This window comes from Enterobacter sp. SLBN-59, assembly GCF_024807915.1.
GTDB classification, from domain to species: Bacteria; Pseudomonadota; Gammaproteobacteria; order Enterobacterales; family Enterobacteriaceae; genus Enterobacter; species Enterobacter asburiae_B.
Genome location: NZ_JANUFI010000001.1, coordinates 3,624,292 through 3,644,027 on the forward strand (window position 1 = coordinate 3,624,292; position 19,736 = coordinate 3,644,027).

The window sequence follows — 19,736 nt, forward strand, 5'->3', positions numbered from 1 at the left end:
GTGTCTGGATAAATAAAATGATGCTGATATAGGCTGCGAATTAAAAAGGTAAATACGATGAGTAACGATATCTTCCCGAATAAATTTAAAGCGGCCCTCGCGGCACACCAGATTCAGATTGGCTGCTGGTCCGCGCTGGCAAACCCTATCAGCACCGAAGTGCTGGGCCTGGCCGGTTTTGACTGGCTGGTGCTGGACGGCGAACATGCGCCGAACGATATCAGCACCTTTATTCCGCAGCTGATGGCGCTGAAAGGCAGCCCCAGCGCCCCGATAGTGCGCGTGCCAACTAACGAGCCGGTAATTATCAAGCGCCTGCTGGATATCGGTTTCTACAACTTCCTGATCCCGTTTGTGGAGACGGAAGAACAAGCGGCCCTGGCCGTAGCCTCAACGCGCTATCCGCCAGAAGGGATCCGCGGCGTTTCCGTTTCGCATCGCGCCAATATGTTTGGCACCGTGCCGGACTACTTCACGCAGTCCAATAACAACATCACTATTCTGGTTCAGATCGAGAGCCAGCAGGGCGTTGATAACGTTGACGCGATTGCAGCCACAAACGGCGTGGACGGTATCTTCGTCGGCCCGAGCGATCTGGCGGCCGCCTTTGGCCATCTGGGTAATGCCAGCCACCCTGACGTGCAGCGCGCGATCCAGCACATCTTTGCCCGCGCTAAAGCTCACGGCAAACCGTGCGGCATTCTGGCGCCGGTTGAGGCTGACGCCCGTCGCTATCTGGAGTGGGGAGCCACGTTTGTTGCCGTCGGCAGCGACCTCGGGGTCTTCCGCTCGGCCACGCAGAAATTAGCCGACGCTTTTAAAAAATAACCATCATTGAGGAAACAGATTATGACGCTGAAAGTGGGTTTTATTGGCCTGGGGATCATGGGTAAACCAATGAGTAAGAACCTCATCAAAGCGGGTTACTCACTGGTGGTATCCGATCACAATCCGCAGGCCGTGGCAGAGGTGATAGCGGCGGGCGCTGAAACGGCCACCACCGCGAAGGCCATTGCCGAGCAGTGCGATGTCATCATCACCATGCTGCCCAACTCCCCGCATGTTAAAGAGGTTGCGCTGGGTGAGAACGGCATTATCGACGGTGCGAAGCCGGGTCTGGTGTTGATTGATATGAGCTCTATTGCACCGCTCGCAAGCCGTGAAATCAGCGAGGCGTTAAAAGCGAAGAGCGTCGATATGCTGGATGCGCCGGTCAGCGGCGGTGAGCCGAAAGCGATCGACGGCACGCTGTCGGTGATGGTCGGCGGAGATAAAGCCGTTTTCGATAGATACTACGACCTGATGAAAGCCATGGCGGGCTCGGTGGTGCATACCGGGGACATCGGGGCGGGTAACGTGACCAAGCTGGCAAACCAGGTGATTGTGGCGCTGAACATTGCCGCCATGTCCGAAGCGCTGACGCTGGCAACCAAAGCGGGCGTTAATCCGGACCTGGTCTATCAGGCCATTCGCGGCGGTCTGGCGGGCAGTACCGTACTGGATGCCAAAGCGCCGATGGTGATGGATCGTAATTTCAAACCCGGTTTCCGCATCGACCTGCACATTAAAGATCTGGCGAACGCGCTGGATACGTCACACGGCGTAGGCGCGCAGCTGCCGCTGACCGCGGCGGTCATGGAGATGATGCAGGCGCTGCGTGCGGATGGCCTGGGCACGGCCGATCACAGCGCGATTGCGTGCTACTACGAAAAACTGGCGAAGGTGGAAGTGGCGCGTTAATCACGCCGTGCCCACACCTGAGGGTGACAGCGGCGCGCAAACCCTCTATACTGCGCGCCGAAGCTGACCAGACAGTCGCCGCTTCGTCGTCGTCCCTTTCGGGGGAGACGGGCGGAGGGGAGGAAAGTCCGGGCTCCATAGGGCAGGGTGCCAGGTAACGCCTGGGGGGGAAACCCACGACCAGTGCAACAGAGAGCAAACCGCCGATGGCCCGCGCAAGCGGGATCAGGTAAGGGTGAAAGGGTGCGGTAAGAGCGCACCGCGCGGCTGGTAACAGTCCGTGGCACGGTAAACTCCACCCGGAGCAAGGCCAAATAGGGGTTCACATGGTACGGCCCGTACTGAACCCGGGTAGGCTGCTTGAGCCAGTGAGCGATTGCTGGCCTAGATGAATGACTGTCCACGACAGAACCCGGCTTATCGGTCAGCTTCAACTTCTTAAAAAAACCCGCCTCGGCGGGTTTTTTGCTTTCCGGGTGTTGCTGGCCGGGTAAGCGCAGCGCCGGACAAACGACATCAATTCTCATATTTGCGACATTAAGCACATTTCACTGTTTTTATCCCTTCCGTATCGCTCCTGCATCTGTAGACGATCGCCATCACAAAATTTCACGCTAAAAAACACGCGATTTTTAGTATTGATGATTTGTTATGTTTGTTACCTTTATGATCCCGAAACTTTTCGCGTTTGATATGCATATATTGAAATCAAATACATTTCTCCCGTGAATATGTGACGCATTCCACTCTTTTCCGCAAACCTGAAAATTCGCATCGGAAAAATTTAATAAACTGAAAGAATGTTTCAAACAAATAGCGGTTATTTATTGGTCTTTAATTGCCTGAAAGATCGTCTTTATTGATTTTTTTAACGCTGAAAAATTTATCAAGGTTATCGCCATAAAATAAATTTATTACTACTGCTTTTATTGATCGATATCAGCGTAATGGTGTGGCTGTATTTATTTATGTTATTGATAATAAATGCATTTTTTGGTTTTCACTGTTCCTGTGAAGCGTGCGAAAAAGCAAATTGTGAGTGACAGCACATACCCCCTTAAACACTATTAGGTAGAATCCGCTCCGTCATAGGGAAATAAGCGCAGAATATTATGAACACTATTATTCTACCGAAAACACAGCACCTCGTGGTATTTCAGGAAGTCATTAAAAGTGGCTCCATAGGTTCTGCAGCAAGACAGCTTGGCCTGACGCAACCCGCCGTCAGCAAAATCATCAGCGATATTGAGTCCTACTTCGGCGTGGAAGTGATGGTGCGTAAAAACACCGGCGTAAAACTCACTGCCGCGGGTCAGGTTCTGCTCTCGTACTCTGAGTCGATCACCCGCGAAATGAAAAACATGGTGAGTGAGATTAACAGCCTGAGCTTCAGTACCGTCATGGACGTCTCCTTTGGCTACCCGTCGCTGATCGGCTTTACCTTCCTGTCCGAGATGATCAAAAAATTCAAGGAAGTGTTCCCGAAAGCACGCGTCTCGATGTATGAAGCCCAGCTCTCCTCTTTCCTTCCGGCTATTCGCGACGGTCGTCTGGATTTCGCTATCGGCACGCTGAGTGATGAAATGCTGCTGCAGGATCTGCACGTCGAACCGCTGTTTGAGTCCGAGTTTGTGCTGGTCGCCAGCAAAACGCGAACGTGCACCGGCCCGACGACACTGGCATCGCTCACGCACGAGCAGTGGGTGATGCCGCAAACCGATATGGGCTACTACAAAGAACTTCTGACCACCCTGCAAGACAACCACATCAGCATCGAAAACATCGTCCAGACCGATTCTGTCGTCACCATTTATAACCTTGTGCTGAATGCCGATTATCTGACGGTCATTCCCCGCGACATGATTGCGCCGTTCGGTTCTGACCAGTTTATTGTGCTGCCCGTAGAAGATGAATTACCCGTGGCGCGTTATGCCGCCGTGTGGTCAAAAAATTACAGGATTAAAAAATCGGCGTCAGTATTAGTTGAGCTGGCAAAACAGTATTCGTCGATGAATATCGAAAGACGACGATGAATAATGAGTAATCATTTTAAAAACACCCAGAGCTTATCTCTGTAACGCTCTGATACCCTGACTTTGCCTGAAAAGAATGAATTATTATAACGAGGATATTATGCATATTACCTACGATCTCCCGGTAACGATTGAAGATATTCAGGACGCCAGAAAACGACTGGCAGGAAAAATATATAAAACAGGTATGCCGCGCTCGAATTATCTTAGCGAACGCTGCAAGGGCGAAATATTCCTGAAGTTTGAGAACATGCAGCGTACCGGCTCGTTTAAGATCCGCGGCGCGTTTAACAAATTAAGCTCGCTGACCGACGCTGAAAAACGCAAAGGCGTTGTCGCCTGCTCCGCGGGAAACCACGCGCAGGGTGTGTCCCTCTCCTGCGCGATGCTTGGCATCGACGGCAAAGTGGTGATGCCGATGGGCGCGCCGAAATCCAAGGTGGCCGCGACGCGCGACTACTCGGCGGAAGTGGTGCTGCACGGCGAGAACTTCAACGACACCATTGCCAAAGTCAGCGAAATCGTCGAGATGGAAGGGCGCATTTTTATTCCGCCGTACGATGACGCCAAAGTGATCGCCGGGCAGGGCACCATCGGTCTGGAAATTCTCGAAGATTTATACGATGTGGATAACGTTATTGTGCCTATCGGCGGCGGCGGTTTAATTGCCGGGATTGCGACGGCAATTAAATCCATTAACCCCACCATTAATATCATCGGCGTGCAGTCAGAAAATGTTCACGGCATGGCGGCATCGTATCAGGCCGGGGAAATAATCAGCCATCGCGTTAGTGGCACGCTGGCCGACGGCTGTGACGTTTCTCGCCCCGGTAATTTACCGTTCGAAATTGTTCGCGAGCTGGTTGATGACATTGTGCTGGTCAGCGAAGACAACATTCGTGACAGCATGATCGCGCTTATTCAGCGAAATAAAGTGGTGACGGAAGGTGCCGGCGCGCTGGCCTGCGCCGCGTTATTAAGCGGCAAGCTTGACCACTATATTCAGGGTCGTAAAACCGTCTGCATTATTTCCGGCGGCAATATCGATCTCTCCCGTGTTTCCCAAATTACCGGCTTCGTTGACGCATAAAGGTGACCTATGAGCAACACTGAAAGCATTATCGTTGGCCAGACAAAAACGTCCTCCTGGCGTAAGTCTGATACCACATGGACGCTCGGCCTGTTTGGTACCGCCATTGGCGCAGGCGTGCTGTTCTTCCCCATTCGCGCAGGCTTTGGTGGATTGATCCCTATCCTGCTGATGCTGGTTCTCGCGTTCCCGATTGCGTTTTACTGCCACCGCGCGCTGGCGCGTTTGTGCCTCTCCGGCAGCAACGTCTCCGGCAACATCACCGAAACGGTGGAAGAGCACTTTGGCAAAACCGGTGGGGTGGTGATCACCTTCCTCTACTTCTTCGCCATTTGCCCGCTGCTGTGGATTTACGGCGTCACCATTACCAACACCTTTATGACCTTCTGGGAAAACCAGCTCCAGCTGCCTGCGCTGAACCGCGGCGTGGTGGCGCTGTTCCTGCTGCTGTTGATGGCCTTTGTTATCTGGTTTGGTAAAGACCTGATGGTGAAGGTCATGAGCTTCCTGGTGTTCCCGTTTATCGCCAGCCTTGTGCTGATTTCCCTGTCGCTGATCCCTTACTGGAACTCGGCGGTGATTGACCAGGTCAACCTGAGCGATATCGCCTTTACCGGTCATGACGGCATTCTGGTCACGGTGTGGCTGGGTATCTCCATCATGGTCTTCTCCTTCAACTTCTCGCCTATCGTCTCCTCGTTTGTGGTCTCCAAGCGCGAAGAGTACGAGCCGGAGTTCGGGAAAGAGTTCACCGAGCAGAAATGTTCCAAAATCATCGGTCGCGCCAGCCTGCTGATGGTGGCCGTGGTGATGTTCTTCGCCTTTAGCTGCCTGTTTACGCTCTCTCCGCAGAACATGGCGGACGCCAAGGCGCAGAACATTCCGGTGCTCTCCTACCTGGCGAACCACTTTGCGTCAATGTCAGGAACCAAATCGACGTTCGCGACGGTACTGGAATACGGTGCCTCCATCATCGCGCTGGTGGCTATCTTCAAATCCTTCTTCGGTCATTACCTGGGCACGCTGGAAGGGTTGAACGGCCTGATCCTCAAGTTCGGCTACAAGGGCGATAAGAAGAAAGTCTCCGTTGGCAAGCTGAACACCATCAGCATGGTGTTCATCATGGGCTCCACCTGGGTTGTGGCCTACGCTAACCCGAACATTCTGGACCTTATTGAAGCCATGGGCGCACCAATCATTGCCTCTCTGCTCTGCCTGCTGCCGATGTATGCCATCCGCAAAGCACCGGCGCTGGCGAAGTACAAAGGGCGTACCGAGAACATCTTCGTTACCGCGGTCGGCCTGCTGACCATTCTGAATATCGTTTACAAACTGTTCTAACCCATTGCTCAGGAAGAGCGGAGTCACATGATGATTGAATTTCCGGTTGTACTGGTTATTAACTGCGGATCGTCCTCTGTTAAGTTTTCGGTGCTCGACGCCAGCAGCTGCGATGCCCTGATGACGGGCATTGCAGACGGGATCAACACCGAGAAGGCCTTTATTTCCGTGAACGGGGGTGAGCCGGCCAGACTGGCTCACCAGGACTACGAAGGGGCGCTGGCTGCCATCGCCCTGGAGCTGGAGAAGCGTAACCTGATGAGCAGCGTGGCCTTAATTGGCCACCGCATTGCGCACGGGGGAAACCTCTTCAGCGAGTCGACCCTGATCACGGAAGAGGCGATCGCGCAGATTCGCCAGGTCTCCCCGCTGGCACCGCTGCATAACTATGCCAACCTGAGCGGCGTGGAAGCCGCAGAGCGCCTGTTCCCGGGCGTGCAGCAGGTCGCGGTATTTGATACCAGCTTCCACCAGACGCTGCCGCCGCAGGCGTATCTGTACGGATTGCCGTACCGCTATTTTGAAGAGCTGGGTGTGCGCCGCTACGGCTTCCACGGCACCTCTCACCGCTACGTGGCCGCACAGGCGCATACGCTTCTCGGGCTGTCCCCCGACGACAGCGGCCTGGTGATTGCCCATCTCGGCAACGGGGCGTCCATCTGCGCGGTGTGCAACTGCGAAAGCGTCGATACCTCGATGGGGATGACGCCCCTGGAAGGGCTGGTAATGGGGACGCGCTGCGGCGATGTGGACTTCGGCGCGATGGCGTGGATTGCCCAGCAGACCGGCCAGTCGTTCGAGGATCTGGAGCGCGTGGTCAATAAAGAGTCCGGGCTGCTGGGGATCTCCGGTATCTCCTCCGATTTACGCGCGCTGGAGAAAGCCTGGCACGAAGGCAACGAGCGTGCGCAGCTGGCTATCCGCACCTTCGTGCACCGCATTGCGCGTCATATCGCCGGACACGCGGCGTCGCTGCATCGCCTGGATGGGGTGGTCTTTACCGGCGGCATTGGCGAAAACTCGAAGCTTGTCCGCGCGCTGGTGGCGGAACATCTGAAAGTCTTCGGCATCATCCTCGACGACGCCAAAAATGCCCTGCCGGGGAGCGCGGGAGAACGCGTGATCTCCACCGAATCGTCCCGCGTGGCCTGCGCGGTTATCCCTACCAACGAAGAAAAAATGATCGCGCTGGACGCCCTCCGTCTTGGAAAGGTTACCCCGGCCGCGGCTTACGCCTGATAAAGCGAGAAACACATGAAAGTAACAATTGATACGGGCGTCGCGCCCTACAGCGACGCATGGGCCGGGTTTCGCGGTGAAGAATGGAAAAACGCCGTCAACGTCCGCGATTTTATTCAGCATAACTACACCCCTTATGAAGGCGATGAAGCTTTCCTCGCGCAGGCGACGCCAGCAACGACGGCGCTGTGGCAGAAGGTAATGGTCGGCATTCGCCAGGAGAATGCCACCCACGCCCCGGTGGATTTCGACACCAACATCGCCACCACGATTACGGCCCACGGGCCGGGCTATATCGACCAGGATCTGGAGACGATCGTCGGCCTGCAAACCAATAAGCCGCTCAAGCGCGCGCTGCATCCTTATGGCGGGATCAACATGATCCGCAGCTCGTTCGAAGCCTATGGCCGGGAGATGGATCCGCAGTTCGAATACCTGTTTACCGACCTGCGCAAAACCCACAACCAGGGCGTGTTTGACGTCTATTCGCCGGAGATGATGCGCTGCCGTAAATCCGGCGTGCTGACCGGTTTGCCGGACGGCTACGGGCGCGGACGCATCATCGGTGACTATCGCCGCGTGGCGCTATACGGGATCGCTTATCTGGTGCGCGAGCGCGAACTTCAGTTTGCCGATCTGCAGGGCAGGCTGGAGCGCGGTGAAGATCTGGAAGCCACGATCCGCCTGCGTGAGGAGCTGGCGGAGCACAGGCGCGCGCTGCTACAGATCCAGCAGATGGCGGCGAACTATGGCTTTGATATTTCACGTCCGGCGATGAACGCCCAGGAAGCGGTGCAGTGGGTCTATTTTGCCTACCTTGCAGCGGTCAAATCCCAGAACGGCGGGGCGATGTCGCTGGGGCGCACGGCCTCGTTCCTCGATATCTACATTGAACGCGACATGCAGGCGGGGCGCCTGAATGAAGTCCAGGCGCAGGAGCTGATCGATCACTTCATCATGAAGATCCGCATGGTGCGCTTCCTGCGCACGCCGGAGTTCGACACGCTCTTCTCCGGCGATCCGATCTGGGCGACGGAAGTGATCGGCGGCATGGGGCTGGACGGGCGCACGCTGGTGACCAAAAACAGCTTCCGCTATCTGCATACCCTGCACACAATGGGGCCTGCGCCGGAGCCGAACCTGACGATCCTCTGGTCAGAACAACTGCCGATCGCGTTCAAGAAATACGCCGCGCAGGTGTCGATCGTCACCTCTTCGCTGCAGTATGAGAACGACGATCTGATGCGTGCGGACTTCAACAGCGACGACTACGCCATTGCCTGCTGCGTCAGCCCGATGGTGATCGGCAAGCAGATGCAGTTCTTTGGCGCGCGCGCCAACCTCGCCAAAACGCTGCTGTACGCGATCAACGGCGGGGTGGACGAGAAGCTGAAGATCCAGGTCGGCCCGAAAACCGAGCCGCTGCTGGACGACGTGCTGGATTACGATACCGTGATGGCGAGCCTCGATCACTTTATGGACTGGCTGGCGGTGCAGTACATCAGCGCCCTGAACCTCATTCACTACATGCATGATAAGTACAGCTACGAAGCCTCGCTGATGGCGCTGCACGACCGCGACGTCTATCGCACCATGGCCTGCGGCATTGCCGGGCTGTCGGTGGCGGCGGATTCCCTGTCGGCCATTAAATACGCCACGGTGAAGCCGGTGCGCGACCACACCGGTCTGGCGGTCGATTTCGTGATTGAAGGGGACTATCCGCAGTACGGCAACAACGACGACCGCGTGGACAGCATCGCCTGCGACCTGGTGGAGCGCTTTATGAAGAAAATTCAGGCGCTGCCAACCTACCGCAACGCGGTGCCAACCCAGTCGATTCTGACTATCACCTCCAACGTGGTTTACGGCCAGAAGACCGGGAACACGCCGGACGGACGCCGCGGCGGCACGCCGTTTGCCCCTGGTGCGAACCCGATGCACGGCCGCGACAGAAAAGGGGCCGTGGCCTCGCTAACGTCGGTGGCCAAGCTGCCGTTCACCTACGCGAAAGACGGGATCTCCTACACCTTCTCCATCGTGCCGCAGGCGCTGGGCAAGGACGAGCTGGTGCGCAAAACCAACCTGGTGGGGCTGCTGGACGGGTACTTCCATCACGAAGCGTCCATTGAGGGCGGGCAGCATCTGAACGTCAACGTCATGAACCGGGAAATGCTCCTCGATGCCATCGCGCATCCCGAGAATTACCCGAACCTGACGATCCGCGTTTCAGGCTATGCGGTGCGTTTTAACGCCCTGACGCGCGAGCAGCAGCAGGATGTGATTTCGAGGACGTTTACGCAATCTATCTGACGACATTCAGGTCTCATGCCCCCTCACCCTGGGGGCATTTTTTTGCCCGCTAAACATACAAAATTGTTTATATAATTACTCACACATATTCATCCGCTCTTGAAAAACAATACGCCTGCTTTTCCCTATCACAGCATGTAAGGACAGTAAGATGATGAAAATGACCCGTATTGCGCTGGCCGCCGCCTCGCTGGCAGCGTGCAGTTTTACGGCGCAGGCCGCGAACGTTGAGGCTGCCCCGTCTCCCTCGCAGGATCCGCTGGTACAGCACCTGAAGCTCAGCAATGAGCAGGTTAAAAAGATTGAAGATCTGCATAAGCAGCTGGAACAAAATGTCAGCAAGATCCCGATGACGGGGGTGAAGGACGGCGCGCTGATCGACATGTTCCAGGCGGGTAAATGGGACGAAAGCACGGTGAAAAGCCAGCTTGCTGCCTTTAGCAAAATTGAAGAGCAGACCCGCTATTACCGCGTGAAATATTACTTCGACGTCAGCCAGGTGTTGACGCCGGAACAGCGTAAGCAGATTAGAACCGATATGGCTAACGCGCTGGCAGAGTGATTTCTTACGGCGCCGGATGATTCTGCCGTGGCTCGATCGGTTCCCTCTCCCATTGGGAGAGGGTTAGGGTGAGAGCATTCTCTAAACCGGCAAATCAATCAGCAGCGCGCGCAGCGGCGTATCCGCCACCAGGGTGATATTCGCTTCATCACGAATAAACGCCCCGTCGCCGCAGGTGAGCGCTTCTTTCTCTTCCGTGTGCGTCACCGCATGTACCGTACCGTGAATAGACTGCAAATAGGCGCGCGGACCATGAAGCTGGAAGCTCGCCTGATCACCTTTCTTCAGTTCGATATGGTGCAGCCACACCTGCTGGCGCAGCTGCAGGCTACCTTTACTGCCGTCCGGCGATGCAATCAGCTGCTGCTTATCGCCCGTTAAATCTAACTTCTGTACCAGCGGATTTTCCCGCTCGGGGCAGGCGTCCAGCCACAGCTGCATACGGGTCAGCGTTTTGTCTTTGCTGAGGTTATGCTCGCTGTAGCTGATGCCCGGCTGCGTGGAAATTAACAACGCTTCGCCAGCCTTTGCCTGGACATGATTGCCCTCGCTATCGCGGTATTCTGCCTCGCCTTCCAGGATCAGGTTCAGGATATCGACTTTCGGGTACGTACGCGGCTGGAAGGAGGCGCCCGGGGCGAGCACTTCCTGGTTTAACACGCGCAGTGAAGCGTAACCGAGGAGTTTAGGGTCAAAGTAGTGTCCAAAGGAAAAGGTGTAGCGGGCCTGCAGCCAACCGAAATCGGCTTGTCCGCACTGTTTAGCTGTTCTTGTCGTAATCATAAACTTGACCTCTCTTTACACTAAAACAATGGTAAAGGTATGGACGCTGCATTGTTAGCCAGATATTCTGCCCGGTATGTTCAAATTTCCTGAATGAGAACGAGATGGCTAAAGAGAGAGCATTGACGCTTGAGGCGCTTCGCGTCATGGACGCGATTGACCGGCGCGGCAGTTTTGCGGCGGCGGCAGATGAGCTGGGGCGCGTTCCGTCTGCGCTAAGCTACACCATGCAGAAGCTGGAGGAAGAGCTGGACGTGGTGCTGTTTGACCGCTCCGGTCATCGAACAAAATTCACCAACGTGGGGCGAATGCTGCTGGAGCGCGGCCGCGTGCTGCTGGAAGCGGCGGACAAGCTCACGACGGACGCCGAAGCGCTGGCGCGCGGCTGGGAAACCCATCTGACGTTAGTTACCGAAGCGCTGGTGCCGACAGAAGCGCTGTTCCCGCTGGTGGACCGCCTGGCGGCGAAGGCCAATACGCAGCTGTCAATCATCACCGAGGTGCTGGCAGGCGCGTGGGAACGTCTGGAAACGGGCAGGGCGGATATTGTGATTGCGCCGGACATGCACTTCCGTTCCTCATCGGAAATCAACTCGCGCAAGCTCTACAGCGTGATGAACGTCTATGTTGCCGCACCTAATCACCCGATTCACCAGGAGCCGGAGCCGCTCTCTGAAGTGACGCGCGTGAAGTATCGCGGCGTGGCGGTAGCGGATACCGCGCGCGAGCGTCCGGTGCTGACGGTGCAGCTGCTGGATAAACAGCCTCGTCTGACGGTGACCTCGCTGGAAGACAAACGGCAGGCGCTATTGGCCGGTCTGGGCGTGGCGACCATGCCGTACCCGTTTGTCGAAAAGGACATTGCTGAAGGGCGGCTGCGCGTAGTCAGCCCGGAATATAGCCACGAGGTTGATATCATTATGGCGTGGCGCCGTGACAGCATGGGCGAAGCCAAATCATGGTGTTTACGCGAAATTCCGAAGCTTTTCACGCAATACAATAAATAAAAATTTGTAGGCCCGGTAAGCGAAGCGCCACCGGGCTTTTTTTATGCGCCGATCTTAGGATCCGGACCAAAGCGGTTTTCGCCCGGCGTCCCGCTCTGGCAGTTGAAGATCAAAATCACGATCCAGCCAATAATCGGGATCAACAGCAGCAATAACCACCACGCTGAACGATCGGTGTCGTGCAGTCGACGGAACAGCACCGCCCACGATGGCAGCAGGACTAACAGGCCATAAATGGTGGTCAGCACGCCTTCACCGCCAGCCCGCTCCCAGCCAAGAATTTTATCCACAATACCCAGCACCATAATGAGAATGAAGTTCACCAGAACGAACATCCAGTACTCTTTGCGGCGGGCACGGCCACCAAATCCAATGTAGTTACGCAGTACTTTTAAATACCAGTCCATTTTCCTTGCCTCATTAGTCAGTCAATCACTTGTTTTCTAAGCGATCGAGGTAAGGATAGATGGAGATTGTGAATTAAAAAAGGGCATCTGGTGATGCCCTTCGTATTTATCCAAATCGGACGTCGCGCCCGTGAGGTTCATCCAGATCCTGCCACGGCCCAATGGAGATAATGCCCGTCGGGTTGATGGTTTTGTGGCTGCGGAAATAGTGGGTGCGGATATGGTCGAAATCGACCGTGTCGGCAATACCCGGCATCTGGTAGATGTCACGCAGGAAACCATGCAGGTTCAGGTAATCGCTGATGCGGTGCTTGTCGCACTTAAAGTGGGTGACATAGACCGGATCGAAGCGAACCAGCGTGGTCCACAGGCGGATGTCCGCTTCCGTCAGGCGATCGCCCGTCAGGTAGCGATGCTGGCCCAGGATCTGCTCCAGACGCTCCAGCGATTCAAACACCTTTCCAACCGCTTCGTCATACGCTTCCTGGCTGGTGGCGAAACCGGCCTTGTAGACACCGTTGTTGACGTTGTCGTAAATCCAGCCGTTCAGCTCGTCAATTTTCTCTCGCAAATCAGCCGGATAATAATCTCCGGCGCGGGCACCGTGCGCGTCAAACGCGGTATTGAACATGCGGATAATTTCCGCAGACTCATTGCTGACAATCGTCTGGTTTTTCTTGTCCCACAGCACCGGCACGGTAACGCGCCCGGTGTAGTGCGGATCGGCGCGCAGATAGAGCTGGTAAAGGAAATCGTGGTGGTAGAGATCGTCGCCGGTCGCCGCGGGGAAATCACTGTCAAACGTCCAGCCGTTTTCCAGCATCAGCGGGTTCACGACCGAAACCGGAATTAAGGATTCGAGACCTTTAAGCTTGCGCACAATCAGCGTACGGTGTGCCCACGGGCAGGCAAGCGAAACATAAAGATGATAACGGTCTTTCTCAGCCGCGAAGCCGCCTTCGCCGCTTGGGCCAGGCGCACCGTCGGCGGTCAGCCAGTTACGGAAGGCCGAAACTGAGCGCTTGAAGCGACCTCCGGTGGATTTGGTGTCATACCAGACATCCTGCCATACGCCGTCTACGAGTTGTCCCATTTTTTCTCCTCCGTCAGATAGCAAAAGCGAGGAGATGTCTCCTCGCTTTGTGTTCATTCAGTATAGCGTGCTTACCACTTCTTATTCAGAACGCGGTCAATGCTGTATGCGCCCGGGCCAGTGACGGCCAGCAGCAGGAAGCCACCCGCGATGGTCAGGTTTTTCATGAACATCAGAGAGTTCACGCCTTCCGCAAAGTTGCTGTGGAAGATGAACGCCGTCAGCACGGTGAAGCCTGCGGTAAACAGCGCGGTAGTACGGGTCAGGAAGCCGAACAGTACCGCCAGGCCGCCGCCGAACTCAAGAAGAATGGTCAGCGGCAGCAGGAACCCCGGAACGCCCATGGCTTCCATATACTGCTGGGTACCCGCATAACCGGTGATTTTTCCCCAACCTGCCACGATGAACAGAATTGGCATCAGAATACGCGCGACCAGTACACCAACATCTTCTAATTTTTTCATTTTACTCTCCAGGAAACCACATGAGCGGCTGAACATTATTTGTCTGCAATTCCGGGTAGATACCGCGGCGTTGCTGTCGATGGAGAGGATAATAAACGGGGCGGGTGGTAATTGTTAGCAAGGAAAACTGTCAATCTTCTTCAAAGATATTGAGTAAGGGGGCGTGCGCGCTGGTGCCCTGATCCCAACCCTCTCCCGCAGAGAGAGGCCGCAAAAACAAAAAACGGTAACCAGGGTTACCGTTTTGCTTTTATCACCGCAGCTGCTGCTGCCGTAACGTGGCTTTCACCAGACGCCAGGCGCTCCAGGCGCCGAATCCACGACGAGCCCAGCGGATCAGCATGTTCGGATGACGAACGGACCAGATCGCCATTACGCTGCTGCCGACCAGCGCCCAGGAACGCAGGCTCAGGACGGTATTCCAGCCCCGGTCAAACCGTCGCGTCGCGTCGATCCAGTCGCGACGACTGGCCGACAGATCCAGCCGTTGCTGCTGGATCTGGCTTAACAGGTACGCTTTTCGCTTTTGACGTTCGGCTTTATCGCTCACGGCTAGTCATCCTCCAGCAGAGCGCGATCGTTCGCCAGCTCCTGACGCGTATGGCGCAGGAAAGTGGACTTGCGCGCTTTACGCAGCGTCCAGATACCGCCTATCAACGCGGCGACCAGCAGAACGACGGTGGTGGCAATCATCGCGTTAAGACGATACTGCGGATCGATGGCCCAGATGATTAACACCATCAGGCTCATCAGGCCAAACGCGGCGAAGAGCATGGTCAGCCCGAGCATCAGCAGCATCTGGAAGAGGTTCGCTTTCTCCTCCTCCAGCTCGACCACTGCCAGCCGGACGCGCGTTTCGGCAATCCCGACCAGCGTCGTTAAAATACGCTGGCCGATGCCGAGGACGTTGTTAGCAGGCCCTTGTGCGTGACGAGGATCTTCCATATCAACGACGCGTCAGAAGGACACCCAGTACCACACCCACTGCGGCACCAATCCCTACACCCGTCCATGGATTATCACGCACATATTCGTCCGCGCGGGCAGCCGCTTCGCGGGTCTGTTTCGCCAGCGCATCACCGGTTTCACCCAGGCGATAGCGGCTCTCTTTCAGCGCCTGCTCCGCCTTGCTGCGCAGCTTGCTGACCTCTTCTTTTGACTTGTCAGCAGAGGAGTTCAGCACCTCTTCAAGGGTATCGGCCAGGGATTTCAGTTCAGCGCGCAGATGTTCAGACGTCGTATCTTTTGACATGATTCTCTCTCCTGTTGAGATTTCCGTTAACTCAATAATCGCGAGCTTCCAGCGCTTTCAGGTCATCCTGCGCTTCTTTCAACTTCTTCTCGCGCTTAGCAATTTTTTCCGCATCTCCTTTCTCTTTCGCTTCCTGCAGGTCGCGACGGCGCTCGGCTATCTCGTCCTTCTGTTCAGCGATTTTCTTCTTGTGATCGGCACGAAGCTTGCTGTCTGAACAGTTCGCTTTCACTTCGCTCAGCGCTTTTTTAAGACCATCAACACGGTGCTGATTGTTATGCTTTTCGGCATAACCGATCTCACGCTGAATATCCTGTTCTTTCTCCTGACAGAGAGAGTTTGCGAAGGATGCTGTGCTTAAAGAAAAAAGGGCCAGAGCCAGAGTCATGCGGAATTTCATTATCGAAACCTTCCATTGTGTTGCGGCGTTTGCCGCTATCCAAAGTTATGCGGAGTACATTGAGGGATGCTCCGCGTACTTAAGCATAGTAAGTAAACGGGGGATTCACCAAAGTGAGTGAAAAGATTCGGAATCCTGGAAGTTATCCAAACCGATGCGACGTATCGCGAATCAATGACAGCCAGGCTGCAGGCTGGCTGTCATCTTCCTGCTGGGCAATGATATACCCGTGCGGCAGGGTACGGTCGAGAACCACTTTCGCGGCGGCACTTTGCGCACGGGAATCAAACTTGATCAGTAAAACATCGTCCTGCGGGGTAATGCTCTTAAAGCGGATCCCGTTCGCGTCCAGATGATGCCAGACAGAAAAACCGTCAGGCACGCTGGCGCCCTGGTTTACCGGGCGAATAGCCAGCGTCGATTCCTGATGCGAAAGCGCGCTCCATGCCAGCAGCATGGCGCTGAGGACGATCAGCGTAATCACGGCAACGGCAAAACGGCGCAGGGCGAGCGGTGAGATAGCCATCGTTAGCCTCTGGCTCCGTATTTCTTTTTCCACAGGACAACCAGTGAGCCAATCAGGCCGAAGACCAGCAGAACCACAGGCAGCAGCATCAGGCAGGACATCAGCTGGTCTTCATATTTCATAAAGACCGGCGTTTTACCCAGCGCATAGCCGAGCGTCGTCAGAATTAGCACCCATAGCAGGCCGCTCATCCAGTTAAAGAACTGGAAGCGCGTGCTGCTCAACCCCGACAGACCGGCAATGGTCGGCAGCAGGGTGCGAACAAAGGCGATAAAGCGGCCAATCAGCAGCGCGGAAAGCCCGTGCTTGTGGAAAAGGTGGTGCGCCCGCTGGTGATAATGCGCGGGAAGATGAGAGAGCCAGTTCTGGACGATCCGGGTATTGCCCAGCCATCGTCCCTGGATATAGCTCACCCAGCAGCCGAGGCTGGCCGCCACGGTCAGTAATAAAATGGTGTGTGGAAACGCCATCGCCCCTTTGGCACACAGCACGCCGACAAGCACCAGCAAACTGTCACCGGGCAGGAAAGCAGCAGGCAGCAAACCGTTCTCAAGGAACAGGATCATAAACAAGACGAAATAGAGCATGCCAATCATGGAAGGGTTGGCCAGCGTTTCAAAATCCTGCGCCCAGAGGGCATGCAGTAGTTGGGTCAAAAGTTCCATTCAGTGTTCCTGGAAATCGGTTAACGTCACGCCTGTTATCCGGGACAAACAGCACGGCGACATTGTTGTGATTTCATTATGGTCGCTCGCGGACACATTGCGGTGTGGCCAACACTGTTCCCTGTTAATTGGCTGGTTAGCAAGCACTAACTTACAAAATAAGGAATTGAATCCAATTGTAACAAAGCCCAACGTTCTGCGTCACAGAATTTGCAGGGGTGAGTTGATTTTGGCGTAAGCCCAGAAAGTGAGCGAGGGGATTTACAAAGGCTGACACTATATATGTTTTGCTTACTCCTGTAAGCCGGAAGGCGCGACGTAGCGCCTGCCAGCAGAAAGGTCATCTATTTTGCGGCACTGGAAGCCGTATCGAGATGAACAACCGGATTATCGGCAAAAAGATAGCGGTCAGCGTTAAATTCGAAGTCATCGCTGGTTTCGTTGAACAGCATCTGCTTGGTGTTTTCCAGGTGCTGCCACATCGCCAGCTTAGCGGCATGCGGATCTTTACGAATCAGCGCCTTAAGGATTTGGTCGTGATCGTCGCACCAGTTGTCGACGGTACGGGAATCGATATGGTCGTGCAGTTTTTTCCAGTACGGGTTGTGAACGCGCTGAGTCCACATTTTTTCAACGATTGCCGCCAGGGCCGTATTTTGGGTTGCCAGGGCGACCTGAACGTGGAACTGCAGATCCCACTCTGAATCGCGGAAACATTTCTCCTTACGGGCATTTTCCTGGATCTCCATCAGCTTCATGATGTCCTGCTTGGTCACCTGCGTCGCCGCAAACTCAGCAATATTGCTTTCGATCAGCTGGCGAGCCTGGAGCAGCTCAAACGGGCCATAGCTGGCGAATTCCAGACTTTCGTCCGCGACGGGAGAGTGTTTCGGCAGATTAGAAATCACGTGAATGCCGGAGCCTTTGCGTACCTCAACGTAGCCTTCCACTTCCAGCATGATAATTGCTTCACGCACCACGGTGCGGCTGACGCTTTTTTCATCCGCGATAAAGCGCTCGGCGGGAAGTTTATCACCGACAAGATAGACGCCTTGCTCGATGCGATCTTTCAGCTCCGCAGCAAGTTGTTGATATAAACGACGTGGTTCGGTGATTTCCATATGCGCTCCAGGCAGGGTACGGCAGATGATTTGTTATACCACTTTTGCGTGCCACTCTCCAGATTTTGCCATTAAAAAAGCCGCCCGGAGGCGGCTTCGGCGAAACGCATTTTCGCTAACTCTGCGTCGCCGGTTTCCCGAGTGACTCTTTCGCCAGCTCCTCTGCCGATTTGCTTTTCAGCACCGTCCAGATAACCACCGCACCCATCAGGTCGAAGATCGCCAGCACCGCGAACAGCGGGCTGAAGCCGATGGTATCCGCCAGCGCGCCGACCACCAGTGCAAACATGGTGCTCGCGGTCCAGGCGGCCATGCCGGTCAGACCGTTGGCGGTTGCCACTTCGTTACGACCAAAGACGTCAGACGAGAGCGTAATCAGCGCGCCGGACAGGGACTGGTGCGCAAAGCCACCGATGCACAGCAGGGCAATGGCGACGTACGGGCTGGTGAACAGGCCGATCATGCCTGGGCCTATCATCAGCAGTGCGCCCATGGTCACCACCATCTTACGGGAAACGATCAGGTTCACGCCAAACCAGCGCTGGAACAGCGGTGGCAGGTAGCCGCCCACGATACAGCCCAGGTCAGCGAACAGCATGGGCATCCAGGCGAACATCGCGATCTCTTTCAGGTTAAAGCCGTAAACTTTAAACATGAACAGGGGGATCCACGCGTTAAAGGTACCCCAGGCCGGTTCAGCCAGGAAACGCGGCAGGGCGATACCCCAGAACTGACGGGTGCCCAGGATCTGCCAGACGGTCATTTTTTTGCCGTTGTTGGTCTGATGCTGCGCTTCCTGACCGCCAATGATGTATTCACGTTCTTCTTCGGAGAGTTTTTTCTGATCGCGCGGGTGTTTGTAGAAAATCAGCCACGCCATCGCCCAGGCGAAGCTCAGCACGCCTGAGATGATGAACGCCATCTGCCAGCTGTGCATCACGATGGCCCACACCACCAGCGGCGGCGCTATCATCGCCCCAATGGACGAGCCCACGTTGAAGTAGCCGACCGCAATGGAACGCTCTTTCGCCGGGAACCACTCGGAGCTGGCCTTCAGGCCCGCCGGGATCATCGCGGCTTCAGCCGCACCGACCGCACCGCGCGCCAGCGCCAGTCCACCCCAGCTGCCTGCCAGCGCGGTTGCACCGCAGAACACCGCCCAGGCGATGGCGAAGAAGGCATAACCGATTTTGGTACCGAGAATGTCCAGCACATAGCCCGCAACAGGCTGCATGATGGTATACGCCGCGGAATAGGCGGCAATGATGTAGGAGTATTGCTGCGTGGAGATATGCAGCTCTTCCATCAACGTTGGCGCTGCTGCTGCCACGGTGTTACGCGTCAGGTAGCCCAGCACGGTGCCTAACGTCACCAGTGCGATCATATACCAACGTAACCCTTTAATTTTACGCATCTAAAACCTCATCGTTATGTTATTTCCGCGCCAGAGCACGGCAACCTCTCAACCGTTTCCGGGAGCAGTTGTGTAACGGGAGGGGCGTAACCAGGAGCATGTCCCGGAACGGCCCGAACCTTGCCATAAGTAAGCGTGCATAAGTCGGTATCCGTACCGTTAAACCCGATGTCTCTCACACCGGTAATGCATTCCGTCGGCTGAGTGTTTGCGACGGCGAAAAGATAACTTGTCATACAACTTTAAAAGGTGAGTGACATCACAAATGTATGATTCTTTGTGGGGACAT

21 protein-coding genes and 1 other RNA gene are annotated in these 19,736 nt (G+C 55.4%); 10 read left to right on the top strand and 12 right to left on the bottom strand.

Translation table 11 applies throughout. The annotated features are described in order from the left end of the window. The first annotated feature begins 57 nt into the window (after positions 1-57). From garL to M2422_RS17345, 9 genes are all read left to right on the top strand, one after another. On the top strand, positions 58-828 hold the full coding sequence (gene garL / locus M2422_RS17305; protein WP_064673356.1) for a 2-dehydro-3-deoxyglucarate aldolase: 771 nt from the start codon (positions 58-60) through the stop codon (positions 826-828). Between the two features lie 21 nt (positions 829-849). Then, entirely contained in the window at positions 850-1,740 is an 891-nt protein-coding gene (gene garR / locus M2422_RS17310) for a 2-hydroxy-3-oxopropionate reductase (RefSeq protein WP_033146730.1), read from the top strand. A gap of 59 nt (positions 1,741-1,799) precedes the next feature. After that, positions 1,800-2,176, top strand: an RNA gene (rnpB, locus tag M2422_RS17315) — RNase P RNA component class A. A 676-nt stretch (positions 2,177-2,852) separates the two neighbouring features. Continuing rightward, positions 2,853-3,773: a transcriptional regulator TdcA gene (gene tdcA / locus M2422_RS17320; protein ID WP_008501504.1), complete on the top strand. Its 921-nt coding sequence runs from the start codon at positions 2,853-2,855 to the stop codon at positions 3,771-3,773. A 100-nt stretch (positions 3,774-3,873) separates the two neighbouring features. Beyond that, entirely contained in the window at positions 3,874-4,863 is a 990-nt protein-coding gene (gene tdcB, locus M2422_RS17325) for a bifunctional threonine ammonia-lyase/L-serine ammonia-lyase TdcB (RefSeq protein ID WP_033147079.1), read from the top strand. Between the two features lie 9 nt (positions 4,864-4,872). Then, positions 4,873-6,204 carry a threonine/serine transporter TdcC gene (gene tdcC, locus M2422_RS17330; protein WP_023333551.1) on the top strand — a complete coding sequence of 444 codons (1,332 nt, stop codon included), beginning with the start codon at positions 4,873-4,875 and terminating at the stop codon, positions 6,202-6,204. A 30-nt stretch (positions 6,205-6,234) separates the two neighbouring features. Continuing rightward, complete coding sequence (gene tdcD / locus M2422_RS17335) at positions 6,235-7,443, top strand: propionate kinase (RefSeq protein ID WP_064673392.1); 1,209 nt, start codon at positions 6,235-6,237, stop codon at positions 7,441-7,443. 15 nt (positions 7,444-7,458) lie between these two features. After that, entirely contained in the window at positions 7,459-9,753 is a 2,295-nt protein-coding gene (gene pflB, locus M2422_RS17340; protein ID WP_064673355.1) for a formate C-acetyltransferase, read from the top strand. 151 nt (positions 9,754-9,904) lie between these two features. Continuing rightward, positions 9,905-10,315, top strand: a complete 411-nt coding sequence (locus M2422_RS17345) for a Spy/CpxP family protein refolding chaperone (RefSeq protein WP_048974673.1) — start codon at positions 9,905-9,907, stop codon at positions 10,313-10,315. Positions 10,316-10,396: 81 nt separating this feature from the next. Here M2422_RS17345 and M2422_RS17350 read toward each other — a convergent pair whose 3' ends face one another. Beyond that, complete coding sequence (locus tag M2422_RS17350; protein ID WP_033146726.1) at positions 10,397-11,098, bottom strand: pirin family protein; 702 nt, start codon at positions 11,096-11,098, stop codon at positions 10,397-10,399. Positions 11,099-11,202: 104 nt separating this feature from the next. Between M2422_RS17350 and M2422_RS17355 the strand changes: the two genes are divergently transcribed. After that, a complete protein-coding gene (locus M2422_RS17355; RefSeq protein ID WP_029739659.1) occupies positions 11,203-12,105 on the top strand; it encodes a LysR family transcriptional regulator in 903 nt (300 codons plus the stop codon). A gap of 41 nt (positions 12,106-12,146) precedes the next feature. On the opposite strand, the gene M2422_RS17360 is transcribed toward M2422_RS17355, so the two are convergent. The 11 genes from M2422_RS17360 to M2422_RS17410 form a co-directional block, all read right to left on the bottom strand. After that, a complete protein-coding gene (locus M2422_RS17360) occupies positions 12,147-12,512 on the bottom strand; it encodes a DUF805 domain-containing protein (protein ID WP_029739660.1) in 366 nt (121 codons plus the stop codon). A gap of 106 nt (positions 12,513-12,618) precedes the next feature. After that, positions 12,619-13,605 carry a glutathione S-transferase family protein gene (locus tag M2422_RS17365; protein WP_064673354.1) on the bottom strand — a complete coding sequence of 329 codons (987 nt, stop codon included), beginning with the start codon at positions 13,603-13,605 and terminating at the stop codon, positions 12,619-12,621. A gap of 71 nt (positions 13,606-13,676) precedes the next feature. Continuing rightward, entirely contained in the window at positions 13,677-14,069 is a 393-nt protein-coding gene (locus tag M2422_RS17370) for a DoxX family protein (RefSeq protein ID WP_023309292.1), read from the bottom strand. A 253-nt stretch (positions 14,070-14,322) separates the two neighbouring features. Continuing rightward, complete coding sequence (locus tag M2422_RS17375) at positions 14,323-14,619, bottom strand: YqjK-like family protein (RefSeq protein WP_039260464.1); 297 nt, start codon at positions 14,617-14,619, stop codon at positions 14,323-14,325. Positions 14,620-14,621: 2 nt separating this feature from the next. Further along, entirely contained in the window at positions 14,622-15,014 is a 393-nt protein-coding gene (locus tag M2422_RS17380; RefSeq protein WP_023333540.1) for a phage holin family protein, read from the bottom strand. A gap of 1 nt (position 15,015) precedes the next feature. Next, positions 15,016-15,321: a YqjD family protein gene (locus tag M2422_RS17385; RefSeq protein ID WP_008503141.1), complete on the bottom strand. Its 306-nt coding sequence runs from the start codon at positions 15,319-15,321 to the stop codon at positions 15,016-15,018. 31 nt (positions 15,322-15,352) lie between these two features. After that, positions 15,353-15,721 (bottom strand): DUF1090 domain-containing protein, encoded by a 369-nt coding sequence (locus M2422_RS17390; protein WP_023309291.1) that lies wholly within the window; start codon positions 15,719-15,721, stop codon positions 15,353-15,355. A 142-nt stretch (positions 15,722-15,863) separates the two neighbouring features. Continuing rightward, complete coding sequence (gene mzrA / locus M2422_RS17395) at positions 15,864-16,247, bottom strand: EnvZ/OmpR regulon moderator MzrA (protein WP_039260467.1); 384 nt, start codon at positions 16,245-16,247, stop codon at positions 15,864-15,866. A gap of 2 nt (positions 16,248-16,249) precedes the next feature. After that, the gene (gene yqjA / locus M2422_RS17400) at positions 16,250-16,912 is read right to left on the bottom strand and encodes a DedA family general envelope maintenance protein YqjA (RefSeq protein WP_024906405.1); all 663 of its coding nucleotides are present in this window, start codon (positions 16,910-16,912) and stop codon (positions 16,250-16,252) included. Between the two features lie 344 nt (positions 16,913-17,256). Next, a complete protein-coding gene (gene exuR / locus M2422_RS17405) occupies positions 17,257-18,033 on the bottom strand; it encodes a transcriptional regulator ExuR (RefSeq protein WP_023309288.1) in 777 nt (258 codons plus the stop codon). A gap of 115 nt (positions 18,034-18,148) precedes the next feature. Further along, positions 18,149-19,447, bottom strand: coding sequence for an MFS transporter (locus M2422_RS17410; protein WP_023333537.1), 1,299 nt, complete (start codon positions 19,445-19,447; stop codon positions 18,149-18,151). Positions 19,448-19,736 lie beyond the last annotated feature (289 nt).